Source organism: Pseudoalteromonas sp. SCSIO 43101, assembly GCF_023650775.1.
Taxonomy (GTDB): Bacteria; Pseudomonadota; Gammaproteobacteria; order Enterobacterales; family Alteromonadaceae; genus Pseudoalteromonas; species Pseudoalteromonas apostichopi.
In genome coordinates this window covers 3,448,186-3,463,180 of record NZ_CP072673.1, presented here as the reverse complement: position 1 = coordinate 3,463,180, position 14,995 = coordinate 3,448,186, and the positions used below count along the sequence as shown (strand labels likewise).

The window sequence follows — 14,995 nt, the reverse complement described above, 5'->3', positions numbered from 1 at the left end:
TGCCGCTATCATAACACGGATCACATTAGGCTTCGCAATCGTATCAAACAGAGAGTTATTAGGCTAAAATAGCCACCTACATGCCACGGGAGATCATCTATGAGACAAAAGAAACGCTTTATTGCTGGCGCATCATGCCCTGAGTGTAAGGCTATGGACACCATGATGCTTTATAAAGAACATGATGTGGAAAAAGTGGAGTGCGTACAGTGTGGCCACAAAATGACGCAACCAGAACAGGCTGTGCAAGCCTCAACACGCCAATTTGAGCAAGTGATTGGTGTATTTAAGCCGGGCGATTAATTCCCGGCTCTATCCTACCTAATTAATAGTGCGGCGGTGGCGGCTCTTGCATTTGCGACATCAAAGAAGGCTGTTGTGATTCTTTGATCTTCTCTGCAAGTAACTCAGTCTGGCGTTTCATTTTTGCCAACTGCTGTTGGTGCGCTTTAAGCTCATCATTCAATATTTCAATTGTTTCATCTTGAAAAGCGACTTTCGCTTCAAGTTCCATTAGACGATTTTCAATTGTATTCATTTGATTCTCTTAGATTAAAACTTTCAGCGAATCCGCTGGAGCTTTCGGTTAATAACGCTTGGTTGTTATCAGTAAACGCAACATCTAACACCACGGCTGATTTCGGGCGGCTTCCTTCACGAGGAATAACTTGCCACGTTTGTAATTTTTTACCAGACTCAAGCTGCCATAAATCGACTAATCGATTGGGTGAACCGGTGGCAATTAAAGTGCCTTCATCGTTAAAACGGACGGCGGTAAAAATTTTCTGACGCGCAATATACGCCAGTTTGCTAACAAGATCACCTGTAGTCAGCCGCCATACATTTGCTTGCTTCATACTGTCTGCGGTAAATGCGTAACGACCTTGTGGATCAAGGGCGACTTGAGTAACGCGACTTGGATGATTAAAGCGATGGATCACCTGCCCTGTACGAGTATCCCAAAAGTAAGCAACGTAGTCATTTGAACCACTGATGGCGTAGTGGCCGTTAGGTGATAGGTCAACAACATTAACTTTTTCTTGATGACCAAGGAACTCTATGCGCCTTCCACTCTCTAAGTCGAGGTAAACGACTACACCGTCGGCGCGGCCGTATAATACGCTGCGCCCTTGGTTACTTATCGCGATATCTCTAATGGTTGAGGCGTGAATTTTGTAATAACCTGTGTTGTTTCCCGTAGCAATGTCCCACACTGCGAATGTGGACTTCTCGGCGGTAACAGCATGGCTATTGTCGTAAGAAAGAGCTACGGTGTGAACGAGGCTATCTTGAGCTTGTTGTTGGAACCATTGGTATTTTAACACTTGCTGTTGATTATCCCACAGTGCAACCCCATGGTGTATTGATGAGATTAGGCTGTATTTGCCATCGTGCGAAAGCGCGGAAGCAAATGCTCCTCTAGCCGCATGCTCATAGCGTGCAGTAGATTGCTCATGTTGCTCAGAGCAGCCTGCAACTAAGCAAAGGCTGAGCAGATACAAAAAAGTACGAAATATCGACATATTACGAGTATTTCCCCTTAACTCTTAGTGATTGAGAGGTTAGACTAGGTCTCGTTGAAGGCCTAGGTTGTTAGTCTAATCGCTGATCATGCAATTGCATGACGTTAGTTATTAGACAAGCAGCCTACCATGTAGGTCGTTAATCTTTAACTAGTAATAATACAATAATTGACAACTGCAAAGTGTGTCGGAGATATAAAATGAGAAAGACGATTAAATTGTCATTGATTGCAGCGTCAGTTTTAGCGCTAACAGCTTGTAATCAGGAAGCAAAAAAAGAACAGCAAGTTGAAGTTAAACTAGAGACTGAAGCTCAACAACAAGCATACGGTATTGGTGCGTCGGTTGGTAACTTCCTAAACCAAGATCTTGCAGATAAAAAAGCACTGGGTGTTGAACTAGACGAAGCACTTCTTAAGCGTGGTTTTGAAGACGCACTAGCAGGTAACGCTAAACTTGATGACGAAAAAATTCGTGAAGTATTAACGGCGCTTGATCAAAGCATTCGTACCAAGCAAGAAGAAAAAGCGAAAGTAGAAGCTGAAAAGAGCAAAGCTGAAGGCGAGAAATTCCTAGCTGAAAACGCGAAGAAAGAAGGCGTTACTGTAACTGAGTCTGGCTTACAGTACGAAGTAATCACTGAAGGTGAAGGCGAAAAGCCAGTAGCAACTGACGTTGTTAAAGTACATTACAAAGGTACTTTAATTGACGGTACTGAATTTGATAGCTCTTACTCACGTAACGAACCAACAACGTTCCCACTTAACCGTGTGATCCCTGGTTGGACTGAAGGTTTACAATTAATGCCAGTTGGCTCTAAGTACAAGTTCACGATTCCATCTGATCTTGCATACGGTGAGCGTGATCTTGGTAAGATCCCAGCAAACTCAACGCTTGTTTTCGAAGTAGAATTACTTGAAATCCAAAGCGATGATAAAGCTGTTCCAGCTGAGTAATATTTAACTCACTAGAAAAGGGCCTATAGGCCCTTTTTTTACGCGTGAAGTTTATTAACTAAATGCCGCTTCTTTCATTTTTAATGTGCCGTTATTTGCATCAAGCTCAACCAAAGTGCCAACAGGTAAAATAAATTGGCGTTTAATATGGCCAATCATGGCTCCACGATAAGCAGGAATTCCCAGCGGTTTTATATAATCTGCAAAAATATCGTCAAGGGTTAATGAGCCATAACCTCGGCCAGGCCTACAGTCATTACAATCACCAAATACAAATCCTGCAATCTTATCAAGTGCGCCCATGAGTTTTAGTGTACTCATCATTCTGTCAATTCGATACGGTGCTTCATCGATATCTTCTAAAAATAAAATTGCGCCATTAAAGTCAGGTAAATAGTCCGAACCTGCAAGGGCAGTCAGCACCGTTAAGTTGCCACCTATTAATTGTCCAGTAGCTTTACCTGGAGTAATCGTTTGGGTCAAATATTGTGTGTTAACTAACTCATCATCGGCTTTTGGTAAGTTTTGGAAATACATCAGCTTACGCGCTTCGAACATGTTCTTAAATTGCGCTACGTGAAAAGGGTTCCAGTCACTTGATGCATTTGGGCCATGAAAGCTGATTAATCCAGCTTGAGAGAGTAACGCGTTGTGCAGAGCAGTAATATCCGAATACCCCATCAGTGGTTTTGGATTGTTACGGATCATCGCGTAGTCAAGCAAAGGTAAAATACGGGCGGCCCCTGAACCTCCACGTAAGCACAAAATGGCATCAACTTCTTTATCACTGAATAAGCTATTCAAATCGCCAGCTCGCATTGCATCTGTGCCAGCTAAGTGCCCTCGTCTTGCCAGAATGTTTGGTGCAAGCTTAGCCTTGTAGCCTAATGCTTCTATAACGCCCTTTGCTAGTACGATATCAGCCTGCTGCGCGGTGGCTGCTGATGGACTGCACACACCTATAGTGCCTCCCTTTGCCAGTATTTTTGGCTTTATTAATGTTTGGGTACTGCTATTTTGTGCAGCCATTAAGGGAGTTGATGTTAGACTTGCGCCTGCTGCAAGGATTGAGAGTGACTTTAAAAATGACCGTTTATTCATAGCGAGCCTCATGTTTTTATAGTATGAGTATCGCATTGAAAAAAATATTTCAAATATTTGTTACGAAATGGAATAGATGATTCTTTTGGAGATGGCAAAAAGAAACTTTCAGCAGAGAGTATTTCTCTGCTGTGTAACTGATGTTAGCTGGTGTGATTTGAATATAAGTTGTCGATTAACTCATCTTCTAATTCAAAGCGTAATTCAAGGGCTTCACCTAACGTTGATAAGTCTTTATCAAACTCATCAAGCAGGTCGTCTTGCTCTACTTCTGCGTATTTGTCGTTAAAATCGAGTGCTACATCTGTGGTTTCAGAAATGCGAGGATATAAGGTATTAGCCAACTTTTGGCTATCAGGGCCTTTTTCTTCACACGCTTTGGCAATGTCGTCGTAAATTTCGAAATGGCCAGCAGAAAGGTAATCCATCAGAATTTGGCAAAAGTTTTGAATTTGCAGTTGATCAGGAAGGGCGTGATCTTTCTTTTCATACGGTGAAAAGCCTGCAATACGGCAGAACAACACAAGCAGCTCTTGACGTTCTGTAAGCCATTTGTCGATTACAGAGTGACTACCGCCCCACTTTTGTTGAGCTTTTTCCAAACGCGTCAGCATATTTCATCTCCTCGCTGAGTAGGTTTTCCTTTGTATATATAAAAAGGAAATATGACACAAAGATCAACTAAATTCTTAGTGTCTAATTGCAACAGATTGTAAAAGTCATCCTAAAGGCATATTTTTTAGCATTGAATAGGCTAAGAAGCACCCTTGTTTTTTAGAGTGGACTTTTTTTTCTCTAATTGCAGTGTATGGGAATTGATTCAAAACTACTAGTATTAATTTTGCAATTTTTATCTAAGGAATGGGTGTGTAAATTACTGATTTAGAAAAGAAAAAACCACCAAAATTGGTGGTTTAATTCTTTTTCTAAGACTTGTTAAACAAGCGTTCTTATTATTATGGGAAGATTGTTGTTCTTATTGTTATAAGATTTTTATTATTGTTTTTGTTAACGCGGGGTAAGTTATACCAAGCTTTTTTGGATGTTGCAAATTTATTAATGAAAAGTTTTAAATTTATTTTGTTTTTGTGCAAAAAACGCACGGTAGGCTTAGACTGGCTTAAAAAACATGATCTATATCTAGCCTTGATTATCTATCCATAGTGAGACGCGCAATATGGTGATACAATCTGCTCAATTTCATTCAGTTCTAGGATTCTATACGCATGAGCGAATTAAAAAACGATCGTTATTTACGTGCACTACAAAAGCAACCTGTTGATGTCACACCGGTATGGATGATGCGCCAAGCTGGCCGCTATTTACCTGAATACCGTGCTACACGTGCCCAAGCAGGCGACTTTATGAGTTTATGTAAAAACGCTGAACTTGCTTGTGAAGTAACGTTACAGCCATTACGTCGTTATCCGCTTGATGCTGCAATTCTATTCAGTGATATTTTAACTATTCCTGATGCTATGGGCTTAGGTCTTTACTTCGAAACAGGTGAAGGTCCGAAATTTGAACGTCCGATTTCTTCATTAGCAGATGTTAAAAAAATCCCAAATATCGATCCAACTGATGAGCTTGGTTATGTGATGAATGCGGTAAGTACGATTCGCCGCGAATTAAAAGGTGAAGTACCGCTAATTGGTTTCTCTGGTTCACCTTGGACACTTGCTACTTACATGGTTGAAGGTGGTAGCAGCAAAACATTCGGTAAAATCAAGAAAATGGCCTTTGCAGAGCCGCAAACCCTGCACCTATTACTTGATAAATTAGCTGACTCAGTGATTGACTACTTAAACGCGCAAGTTAAAGCGGGTGCGCAATCGTTAATGGTATTTGACTCATGGGGCGGTGTATTAAGCCCACGTGACTACAACGAGTTTTCATTACAATACATGCACAAGATTGTTGATGGCTTAATTCGTGAATACGATGGCCGTAAAGTGCCAGTGACGTTATTTACTAAAAATGGCGGTCAGTGGATTGAAGCAATTGCAGCAACTGGCTGTGATGCAGTAGGCCTAGACTGGACAATTAACATCGGTGATGCAAAACGTCGTGTTGGCGATAAAGTAGCGCTACAAGGTAACATGGACCCAGCCATGCTGCATGGCACGCCTGAGCGAATTCGCCAAGAAGTTGCGACTATCCTAGAAGACTTTGGTACAGGCTCTGGCCATGTATTTAACCTAGGTCATGGCATTACACCAGATGTAGACCCAGAAAACGCAGGTGTATTTATCAACGCCGTTCATGAATTCAGTGGTAAATACCACAAATAAGCAAAAGCTAGTCATAAAAAAGCCCGCATTAAGCGGGCTTTTTCGTTACTTAAACAAACGATTTAAACCATTTAATGCGGCTACACGATAGGCTTCTGCCATGGTCGGGTAGTTGAACGTGGTATTTACAAAGTAATCAATGTTATTACCGCCGTTCTTTTGTTCCATAATTGCTTGGCCGATGTGAACGATTTCAGAGGCACGCTCACCGAAGCAGTGCACGCCAAGTACTTCTTTGGTATCAACATGGAATAAAATCTTTAAGCTACCTACCTCAGTGCCCGCAATTTGCGCACGCGCTAAATGCTTGAATTGAGCACGACCTACCTCGTAAGGGACTTTTGCTGCTGTTAACTCTTGCTCTGTTTTACCGACTGAGCTCATTTCAGGAATTGTATAAATACCTGCTGGAATATCAATGATCAGCTTCTCATCACAGTTACCACATGCAATCGCATCGGCTGCAATACGGCCTTGGTCAAATGCTGCACTGGCAAGACTTGGGTAACCAATGACATCACCGACAGCATAAATGTTGTCGACTTCTGTTTGGTATGTTTCATTCACTCTAAGCTGGCCACGACCATCAGCTTTTAGGCCAACAGCTTCAAGATTGAGTGTGTCTGTGTTACCAGTACGACCATTGGCAAATAAAATACAGTCAGCTTTTACGCGCTTACCTGATTTTAAGTGCATTACCACACAATCATCGCGAGTTTCTACGCGATCAAACTCTTCATTATGACGAATAACAATACCGCTATTCCAAAAGTGATAGCTTAGAGCATCTGAAATTTCTGCATCCATAAAGGCCAGTAGGCGGTCGCGGGTATTCACCAGGTCAACCTTGGCACCTAAGCCTTTAAAAATAGAGGCGTATTCACAACCAATCACACCGGCACCATAAATCAGCACACGATGAGGGTCATCTTCAAGGCCTAAAATCGTATCGCTGTCGTATATACGTGGGTGTTTAAAGTCTACACCCGGTGGACGATAAGGGCGCGAGCCAGTAGCAATAACAATCGTTTGTGCAGTAAGAGTTTCAAACGAACCGTCTAGGTGCGTCACTTTGATAGTGTGTTTATCAATAAACTCAGCATCACCTTGATACATATGAATGCGGTTTCGCTCATAAAAGCTGCTACGTAAATTAGATTGCTTTGAAATGACGTTACTTGCGTGGCGCAAAATATCTGGGAAAGTTAAGCGGTTAGGGCGCTCACTAATATTAAAAAGCGGGTTTGCTTTATATTCAATATAACGGCTCACAGAATGACGTAATGCTTTTGACGGGATAGTACCCCAGTGAACACAACCGCCACCTACTGCTTCTTGACGCTCAATAACAGCGACTTTTTTGTTGCTTTTAGATAGGTTCATGGCGGTACCTTCACCGCCAGGACCTGTACCTATGATGATCGCATCATATTGATAAGATGGAGTATCTTTTTGCTTTACTTGTTGTTTGGCCACAGCCGCTCCTATGTTAACTAAAAGAGGCTTTTAACAACCTCGCATTTAGTGCAAGCCAAGCCTGCTTTTGGTTTTCCCAAGCGGCTTCAAGCTCATGATATTGTGTCATTAATGCTGATTTTTCGCACTGCTTCATCATTTTATTTCGTTTGATTTCTAACACGCGTTTTTGCAGGGCACAGAAGTGTTGCAGTCTTTTCAGCAGTAAATCGTACTCAGATTGTAATAATGTAAGCTTATCTTGCGCTAAAGGCAATTTTGCGAGGCGACCTTGGGTCTTATTCATCAAGGTTTCTGCTTTGGCTTTTTCAATTCGCTCAATAGGTGTGCGCTTTAATTTTGAAGCAAGGCCAATTGCAGCTAAAGAGCGGATCATCCACTTCGTTGGATCATAGTGATACCACTTAATGCCGTTACGGTAGTCGCTTGCAAAAATGTGGTGGAAGTTATGATAGCCTTCACCGTAAGTGAATAGCGCTAAAAAACCATTATCACGCGCCGTGTTCTTTTCTGTATATGGACGTGAGCCCCAGATGTGTGCAAGTGAGTTGATAAAAAACGTAAAATGCTGGCTTAATACTAAGCGCAGTAAACCAACCAGTAATAACATCCCCCATACATCACCAAGCATTAAACCTAGCAATAAAGGAATACCAAAATTAGTCGCGACGACTAACTTCATATAATGGCGGTGTTGCCACATAACAACTTTATTTTTTTGTAAGTCGCGACAGTTACTATAGTTCCCGTATTGCTCGCCTTGATAATCACGTAACATCCAACCTATGTGGCTATACCAAAAACCATTTGTGGCGGCATATGGGTCTTTAATTGGATCATCGACTTGACCATGATGAATACGGTGATCGCTACTCCAGTGCAACGCACTATTTTGCAGAGCAAAAGCACCGCCTAAAGCAAAAAATACTTCAATAACAGGGTGCACATCATAGGCTTTGTGTGCCCATAAACGGTGATAACCGGCAGTAATAGAAAGTCCGGCGTAGAACATACAGCCAACGAAGGCTATCCACTGTGTACTGGTGTATCCGTAGCTAAAGCCATACCAAGGAACAAGGGTGATCGCGGCCAAAAATGTAAGGCTAAAAAATAGCACATTGGTCCAAATAATCGGTGGTTTTTTCATCTGAATAAATCTCGGCGTACAGTTGTACGCTAAAATAGTGTTTCATTCTCTCCGCGTCAAGTATTAGACTGTCTCATTAACCGAAAAAATTATTAAAAGTTCACTCTGGGAGTTTCCATGTCGGGTGTTAGAGCGCAACAGAAACAAAAAACACGACAAGCACTGATCGAAGCAGCATTCAATCAATTGAGTGCTGATCATAGTTTTTCTAATTTAAGCTTGCGTGAAGTTGCCCGCGAAGCAGGGATTGCACCAACTTCTTTTTACCGTCACTTTAAAGACATGAATGAGCTCGGATTAACCATGGTTGATGAAGCTGGTTTAACACTTCGCCAACTTATGCGCCAAGCTCGCCGTCGTATTGAGAGTGGCGGCAGTGTGATCACCACATCAATCGTTACCTTTATGGAATTTATAGATAACTCGAGCAACCAATTTAGATTGTTATTGCGAGAGCGCTCAGGGACTTCAAAAGCATTTCGTGCCGCGGTTGCTCGTGAGATTAAACATTTCATTTTAGAACTCGCACATTATCTTGAAAGCGAAACACCATGCGATCCAACTCATGCATATATCCAAGCTGAAGCTATGGTGACTTTGGTATTTAACGCCGGTGCCGAGGCCCTCGATATTGAAGGGGCGCAGCGCGAAGAGCTGGTTGAACGCCTGATCTGGCAATTACGTTACATTGCGCGCGGTGCCACTTTATATGTACGTGATAGTAATCAATCTCAAAAGTTAATCTAAGCAATAGAAGCTTTACCGTCCGAAATTTTAAACGTTCAATACATTTAAGTTGGGTTAATTAACCCATCAATTGCTTTGTTGTGGATTTTTATTTCTAAAATTGGGATTTGAAAATCGATTTTGTGGAAAAATTATGCTTGCAAGCTGGTTTTTTGAATGTTAAAAATACAGCCACTGAACACACATTTAGTAAATTAAGATGCAAATTACACATTCAATTACATTAAAACTAAACCTCTTACTGATTAAATCAGTGAGCGGGGCTTAGTGTATTTGCATTTGTAGAACATTAAAAAACCCCGCAACCGCGGGGTTTTTTTTATCTCGCTAATGGGTCATTGGGAACGAGGACAGTTTATGAAAGATAAGGTTTGGATTTTTGACACAACGTTACGTGATGGTGAGCAAGCATTAAAAGCAAGCCTAACCGAAGACGACAAAATTCAACTTGCGCATACCATTAGCCGCTTAAATGTGGATGTAATGGAAGTAGGTTTTCCGGTATCTAGCCCGGCAGATTTTCGCTCTGTACAGCGAATTGCGACTGAAGTGAAAGGGCCAATTATCTGTGGCTTAGCACGTGCTGTAGCAAAAGATATTGAAGCATGTGGTGAAGCACTTCGCCCGGCAGAGCAGGGCCGTATTCATACTTTTATCGCAACCAGCCCATTACATCTTGAGCACAAATTACGTATGAGTTTAGACGATGCAACGGCAATGGCTGTTAAGTCGATTAAACTTGCTCGTAACTACACGGATGACGTTGAATTTTCATGTGAAGATGCTGGCCGCACGCCACACGGGGATTTATGCCGCATCGTTGAGAGTGCCATTGATGCGGGTGCATCAACCATCAACTTACCTGATACCGTAGGCTATGTAACACCTGACGAATATGCAGCGATGATTCATCACTTAATGAACAATGTACCAAACATCGACAAGGCGCGTTTAAGTGTGCATTGCCATAATGATTTAGGTTTAGCGGTTGCTAACTCAATTGCTGCGGTACAAGCCGGTGCGCGTCAAATCGAATGTACTATTAATGGTATTGGTGAACGTGCAGGTAACTGTTCGCTTGAAGAAGTGGCGATGATCATGAAGATGCGTGAAGACCACTTAAAAGTGCATACCGATATTCGCAGTGAAGAAATTTATCGTGCTTCGCGCCAAGTCGCGAAGATTTGTAATATGCCTGTGCAACCAAACAAAGCAATTGTTGGCGAAAATGCCTTTGCACACAGTTCAGGAATTCACCAAGACGGCGTATTAAAAGCGCAAAACACGTACGAAATTATGTCGCCAGAAAGTGTCGGTGTACCTAATAACCAATTAAACATGACTTCGCGTTCAGGTCGTCATGTTATTGAGCATCGTTTAGAAGAGTTAGGCTATCAAAAATCTGATTACGATATGGATAGCTTATACACTAGCTTCTTAGCATTAGCAGACCAAAAAGGCACTGTGTATGACTACGACTTAGAAGCGATGATTTACTTCAATCAAATCAAAGATAAAGACGAGAAGTATCAACTTGAATTTGTTAACTCTACGTCTAACTCACAATCAGTAGCGAGCTCAACAATCGGTATGACAATTGATGGCGAGTCTAAGCAAGAGGCGGCAACAGGTAATGGCCCTGTTGAAGCATCATTCTTAGCAATTGAGCGCTTAACGGGTATGTCGGTCGAAATGATTGAATACAACCTAGAAGCAACAGGCCAAGGCGCCAGCTCGCTTGGGCAAGTGAACATTATTGCTAAATACGATGGTCGCCCTTATCACGGTGCGGGCATTGCAGCGGATGTGGTTGAAGCGTCAGTACGCGCCATGATCCGTGTTTATAACTTAATTTATCGTGCACAAAAAGTGTCTGATTTAAAACAACAGAGGAAAGCAGGATGAGTCAATCGAATTACAGTATCGCAGTATTAGCAGGCGACGGGATTGGTCCAGAAGTTATGGCTGCAGCAGAAACCGTCTTGGATGCTGTAAGCGAAAAATTTGGTTTTACTTTGACTCGTCATCACCACGCGATTGGTGGTGCTGCCATCGATGAGTTTGGTCAGGCACTGCCGCAAAGCACATTGAGCGCATGCGAAAATGCTGATGCGATTTTATTTGGTTCGGTAGGCGGCCCTAAGTGGGAAAACTTACCACCGAACGAGCAACCAGAGCGCGCGTCACTGCTGCCACTGCGTAAGCATTTTGGTTTGTTCTGTAATTTACGCCCAGCACAATTATTACCAGCACTAAGTGCTGCGTCACCGCTCCGTGCAGATATCAGTGCACAAGGCTTTGATATCTTATGTGTGCGTGAGTTAACCGGCGGTATTTATTTCGGTGAAAAAGGCCGTAGTGGCGAAGGTGATCAAGAAGCAGCTTTCGATACCCAGACCTATTCACGTAAAGAAATTGAGCGCATCGCACGCTTTGCATTTGAAGCTGCAAAGCTGCGTAGTAATCACGTTACTTCAGTTGATAAAGCGAATGTATTAGCGACCAGCGTACTTTGGCGTGAAGTGGTCTCTGAAGTGAGCAAAGACTACCCAGAAGTAAGCCTAGACTACATTTATGTTGATAACGCGGCAATGCAGTTAGTGAAACAGCCAAGCCAGTTTGATGTACTTCTTTGCGATAACCTATTTGGTGACATTTTGTCTGATGAGTGCGCGATGATCACAGGCTCTATGGGGTTATTACCATCAGCGAGTTTAAATCAGTCTGGCTTTGGTTTGTATGAACCTGCTGGTGGCTCAGCACCAGATATCGCGGGTAAAGGGGTTGCAAACCCAATCGCACAAATTTTAAGTGCTGCGCTTATGCTGCGCTACTCACTAGGTCAAGATGAAGCGGCTCGCACGATTGAAAAAGCGGTAGCAGAAGCGGTTGAGGCCGGTGTTGGTACGCCAGATATCTACCCAAATGCAGGATACACCACCAGTGATGTTGCTGCGGCAATTGTGGCACGTATTTAATTAAAAATTGTTTGCGCTGAGCTCGTCACTCAGCGTAACTAAAATGAGGGAATAGCAAGTGGCCCAAACCTTATACGATAAAATTTGGCAAGCTCATGTAGTCGCCAGTATTAATGATCAAACCGATTTACTTTATATCGACCGTCACCTAGTTCATGAAGTTACTTCGCCGCAAGCCTTTGCTGGTTTACGTGAGAAAAACCGCAAAGTACGTTGCCCAGAAAAGACCTTTGCAACCATGGACCATAACGTTTCAACAAAAAGCCGCTCATTAGATGCAGCCAGTGAAGTGTCGAAAAACCAATTAATGGCACTGGATGCAAACTGTAAAGAGTTTGGTATTCAACTTTATGATTTAAATTCTATTAACCAAGGTATTGTGCATGTAATGGGGCCTGAGCAAGGCATAACTTTACCTGGCACAACCATTGTTTGTGGTGACAGCCATACCTCTACCCATGGTGCATTTGGTGCACTAGCGCACGGTATTGGTACTTCAGAAGTTGAGCATGTACTAGCCACTCAAACGCTACAGCAGAAAAAAGCCAAGTCGTTAAAAATTCAAATTAATGGTCGCCTTCGTCCAACCGTTACTGCCAAAGATTTAATCATGGCAGTGATCGGTAAATTAGGAACTGCTGGTGGTACTGGCTATGTTGCCGAATTTTGTGGTGAAGGAATCGAAGCGCTGTCTATGGAAGCCCGTATGACGCTTTGTAATATGAGTATTGAAATGGGCGCAAAAGCGGGTTTAATCGCACCAGATCAAACAACTTATGATTATTTAAAAGGACGCCCATTTGCACCAAAAGGTGCTGACTTTGATAGTGCTGTTGCCTACTGGCAAACGCTAAAAACAGATGAAGGCGCACAATTTGACCATGTTGTTGAATTGGAAGCTGCTGATATTCAACCGCAAATTACTTGGGGTACCAGCCCTGAGCAAGTCATTGGCGTAGATGAATTCATTCCTGATCCTGAGCAAGAGCCAGATCTAATTAAAGCCGATGCAATTCGCAGCGCACTAAAATATATGGGTTTAAAGGCTGGCGATAAATTGTCTTCAGCAACTGTTGATACCGTATTTATTGGCTCATGTACGAATAGCCGTATTGAAGATTTACGTGCTGCTGCACAGATTGTTGAAGGTAAACAGGTTGCAGCAGGTGTTGAAGCACTGATTGTTCCAGGTTCTGGTCTTGTAAAAAAACAAGCCGAAGACGAAGGCCTTGCAGATATCTTCAAAGCAGCTGGCTTTGAATGGCGTGAGCCGGGTTGTTCAATGTGCTTAGCAATGAATGATGATAGATTAGAAGCTGGTAAGCGCTGTGCGTCGACCTCAAATCGTAACTTTGAAGGACGCCAAGGTCGCGGTGGACGCACCCACTTAGTGAGCCCTGCAATGGCTGCGGCAGCTGCAATTCATGGTCGTTTTGTTGATATCAGAGGAGAAGCCTAATGAGCGTATTTTTTAGTGGCTTAATGGCCCCGTTAGATAAAAACAATGTTGATACTGACCAAATTATTCCAAAGCAGTTTTTAACTTCGACCAGCCGTGACGGCTTTGATGCGGCGCTTTTTTACGATTGGCGTTATTTAGATAATGGCGAGCCAAACCCTGAGTTTATTTTGAACCGTCCTTGTTACCAAGGTGCGCAAATTCTTTTAACTCGCGATAATTTTGGTTGTGGTTCATCGCGTGAGCACGCGCCATGGGCATTAAAGCAATATGGTTTTGAAGTTATCTTAGCGGAAAGTTTTGCCGATATTTTCTTCAATAACTGCGGTAATAACCAAATGCTTGCTATCGCATTACCGGCAGAAACGCTTGAGCAATTATTTGTGCTGAGTGAACAGCATGATGATATTCATATCGAAGTGGATTTAGAAAACCAACAACTTCGTAGCGATAAGTTTGACACCATTCACTTTGATATTCGCGAGGACATTAAAGAGCGTTTATTAAGCGGCTTAGACTTTATCGGTGTGACTGAAACACTTAACAGCCAAATTGACGTCTTTGAAAGTAAGCTAAAAGCTGAGCGCCCTTGGCAATAACCTGGTTTTTCCATGTGAACCTAAACGCGGCCAAGGCCGCGTTTTTTGTTATTTATCGTAATTGTTTTCTTTCTAAGCTTTAAACCATTAGCCTAAGCAAAATTTTATTTAGGGAACACACCATGAAATACTTAGTGGCATCGATGCTCGTGGCAGCATCATCAGTAGCGGCTGCACGACCTGCGCCGTTAGTGTCAATTCCAAGCCATGATGGCTTTTTTGACAACATTGCAGCCCATTGCGGTAAAGCTTACGAAGGTAAAGTGAGCGTTGATAACGCGGCTGGTCCAAGCTCGTTTGCGGGCAAAAAGTTAGTAATGCATGTACGTCGTTGTAACGAGCGTGAGTTACAAGTGCCATTTCATGTGGGTGATGATGCATCTCGTACTTGGATCATCACAAAAACTGGCAGTGGTTTGAGTTTAAAGCATGACCATCGCCATAAAGATGGCAGCGATGATAAATCAACCATGTATGGTGGTCATACCCTTGATGCTGGCTTTGCTAACGCGCAGTCGTTCCCGGCTGATCAATATTCAAAAGAGTTGTTTGTTAGCCAAGGTATTCCCCAATCAATGGGTAACACGTGGCAAATGTATATTTATCCTAAGCAATTTACTTATCGCTTAGTACGTGAAGGACGTGAGTTTCGCGTTGATTTTGACTTAACTAAACCTATCACGCCGCCAAGCGCGCCGTGGGGATATGAAGACTAGTA

General features: G+C 42.7%; 15 protein-coding genes. 9 read left to right on the top strand and 6 right to left on the bottom strand.

Translation table 11 applies throughout. From position 1 onward, the window contains the following. The first annotated feature begins 99 nt into the window (after window positions 1-99). Entirely contained in the window at window positions 100-303 is a 204-nt protein-coding gene (locus J8Z25_RS16070) for a YheV family putative zinc ribbon protein (protein WP_054562906.1), read from the top strand. 22 nt (window positions 304-325) lie between these two features. Here the strand turns inward: J8Z25_RS16070 and J8Z25_RS16065 are convergent, their stop codons facing one another. Next, complete coding sequence (locus J8Z25_RS16065; RefSeq protein ID WP_130050291.1) at window positions 326-538, bottom strand: SlyX family protein; 213 nt, start codon at window positions 536-538, stop codon at window positions 326-328. Then, a complete protein-coding gene (locus tag J8Z25_RS16060; RefSeq protein WP_130050292.1) occupies window positions 525-1,523 on the bottom strand; it encodes a WD40 repeat domain-containing protein in 999 nt (332 codons plus the stop codon). The genes J8Z25_RS16065 and J8Z25_RS16060 overlap by 14 nt, the downstream gene beginning before the upstream one ends. A gap of 200 nt (window positions 1,524-1,723) precedes the next feature. Here J8Z25_RS16060 and fkpA point away from each other — a divergent pair, with 200 nt between their 5' ends. Beyond that, window positions 1,724-2,479: an FKBP-type peptidyl-prolyl cis-trans isomerase gene (gene fkpA, locus J8Z25_RS16055; RefSeq protein ID WP_130050293.1), complete on the top strand. Its 756-nt coding sequence runs from the start codon at window positions 1,724-1,726 to the stop codon at window positions 2,477-2,479. 54 nt (window positions 2,480-2,533) lie between these two features. Here fkpA and J8Z25_RS16050 read toward each other — a convergent pair whose 3' ends face one another. Next, entirely contained in the window at window positions 2,534-3,580 is a 1,047-nt protein-coding gene (locus tag J8Z25_RS16050; RefSeq protein ID WP_250661415.1) for a S66 peptidase family protein, read from the bottom strand. Between the two features lie 143 nt (window positions 3,581-3,723). Continuing rightward, window positions 3,724-4,194: a sigma D regulator gene (gene rsd, locus J8Z25_RS16045; RefSeq protein WP_130050294.1), complete on the bottom strand. Its 471-nt coding sequence runs from the start codon at window positions 4,192-4,194 to the stop codon at window positions 3,724-3,726. Between the two features lie 612 nt (window positions 4,195-4,806). Here rsd and hemE point away from each other — a divergent pair. After that, complete coding sequence (hemE, locus tag J8Z25_RS16040) at window positions 4,807-5,871, top strand: uroporphyrinogen decarboxylase (protein ID WP_130050295.1); 1,065 nt, start codon at window positions 4,807-4,809, stop codon at window positions 5,869-5,871. 45 nt (window positions 5,872-5,916) lie between these two features. Here the strand turns inward: hemE and sthA are convergent, their stop codons facing one another. Continuing rightward, window positions 5,917-7,347 (bottom strand): Si-specific NAD(P)(+) transhydrogenase, encoded by a 1,431-nt coding sequence (gene sthA, locus J8Z25_RS16035; RefSeq protein WP_062564769.1) that lies wholly within the window; start codon window positions 7,345-7,347, stop codon window positions 5,917-5,919. 13 nt (window positions 7,348-7,360) lie between these two features. Then, a complete protein-coding gene (locus tag J8Z25_RS16030; RefSeq protein WP_130050296.1) occupies window positions 7,361-8,494 on the bottom strand; it encodes an acyl-CoA desaturase in 1,134 nt (377 codons plus the stop codon). 117 nt (window positions 8,495-8,611) lie between these two features. On the opposite strand from J8Z25_RS16030, the gene fabR reads away from it, so the two are divergent. The 6 genes from fabR to J8Z25_RS16000 all read left to right on the top strand — a co-directional run bounded on the left by fabR (window position 8,612) and on the right by J8Z25_RS16000 (window position 14,993). Further along, entirely contained in the window at window positions 8,612-9,241 is a 630-nt protein-coding gene (gene fabR, locus J8Z25_RS16025) for an HTH-type transcriptional repressor FabR (protein WP_130050297.1), read from the top strand. A 357-nt stretch (window positions 9,242-9,598) separates the two neighbouring features. Continuing rightward, window positions 9,599-11,146 (top strand): 2-isopropylmalate synthase, encoded by a 1,548-nt coding sequence (leuA, locus tag J8Z25_RS16020; RefSeq protein ID WP_250661414.1) that lies wholly within the window; start codon window positions 9,599-9,601, stop codon window positions 11,144-11,146. Beyond that, window positions 11,143-12,219, top strand: a complete 1,077-nt coding sequence (gene leuB, locus J8Z25_RS16015) for a 3-isopropylmalate dehydrogenase (protein ID WP_130050298.1) — start codon at window positions 11,143-11,145, stop codon at window positions 12,217-12,219. The genes leuA and leuB overlap by 4 nt, the downstream gene beginning before the upstream one ends. Before the next feature lie 58 nt (window positions 12,220-12,277). Then, the gene (gene leuC / locus J8Z25_RS16010; RefSeq protein WP_130050299.1) at window positions 12,278-13,678 is read left to right on the top strand and encodes a 3-isopropylmalate dehydratase large subunit; all 1,401 of its coding nucleotides are present in this window, start codon (window positions 12,278-12,280) and stop codon (window positions 13,676-13,678) included. After that, window positions 13,678-14,277, top strand: coding sequence for a 3-isopropylmalate dehydratase small subunit (gene leuD / locus J8Z25_RS16005; RefSeq protein WP_250661413.1), 600 nt, complete (start codon window positions 13,678-13,680; stop codon window positions 14,275-14,277). The genes leuC and leuD overlap by 1 nt, the downstream gene beginning before the upstream one ends. A 122-nt stretch (window positions 14,278-14,399) precedes the next feature. Beyond that, on the top strand, window positions 14,400-14,993 hold the full coding sequence (locus tag J8Z25_RS16000; RefSeq protein WP_054562892.1) for a hypothetical protein: 594 nt from the start codon (window positions 14,400-14,402) through the stop codon (window positions 14,991-14,993). Window positions 14,994-14,995: the final 2 nt, after the last annotated feature.

Coding starts and splice junctions, on each gene's coding strand:
- leuD (WP_250661413.1), top strand. CDS start 13,678: ATGAGCGTATTTTTTAGTGGCTTAATGGCCCCGTTAGATAAAAACAAT.
- hemE (WP_130050295.1), top strand. CDS start 4,807: ATGAGCGAATTAAAAAACGATCGTTATTTACGTGCACTACAAAAGCAA.
- J8Z25_RS16065 (WP_130050291.1), bottom strand. CDS start 538: ATGAATACAATTGAAAATCGTCTAATGGAACTTGAAGCGAAAGTCGCT.
- J8Z25_RS16050 (WP_250661415.1), bottom strand. CDS start 3,580: ATGAATAAACGGTCATTTTTAAAGTCACTCTCAATCCTTGCAGCAGGC.
- rsd (WP_130050294.1), bottom strand. CDS start 4,194: ATGCTGACGCGTTTGGAAAAAGCTCAACAAAAGTGGGGCGGTAGTCAC.
- fkpA (WP_130050293.1), top strand. CDS start 1,724: ATGAGAAAGACGATTAAATTGTCATTGATTGCAGCGTCAGTTTTAGCG.
- J8Z25_RS16030 (WP_130050296.1), bottom strand. CDS start 8,494: ATGAAAAAACCACCGATTATTTGGACCAATGTGCTATTTTTTAGCCTT.
- fabR (WP_130050297.1), top strand. CDS start 8,612: ATGTCGGGTGTTAGAGCGCAACAGAAACAAAAAACACGACAAGCACTG.
- J8Z25_RS16000 (WP_054562892.1), top strand. CDS start 14,400: ATGAAATACTTAGTGGCATCGATGCTCGTGGCAGCATCATCAGTAGCG.
- J8Z25_RS16070 (WP_054562906.1), top strand. CDS start 100: ATGAGACAAAAGAAACGCTTTATTGCTGGCGCATCATGCCCTGAGTGT.
- leuA (WP_250661414.1), top strand. CDS start 9,599: ATGAAAGATAAGGTTTGGATTTTTGACACAACGTTACGTGATGGTGAG.
- J8Z25_RS16060 (WP_130050292.1), bottom strand. CDS start 1,523: ATGTCGATATTTCGTACTTTTTTGTATCTGCTCAGCCTTTGCTTAGTT.
- leuB (WP_130050298.1), top strand. CDS start 11,143: ATGAGTCAATCGAATTACAGTATCGCAGTATTAGCAGGCGACGGGATT.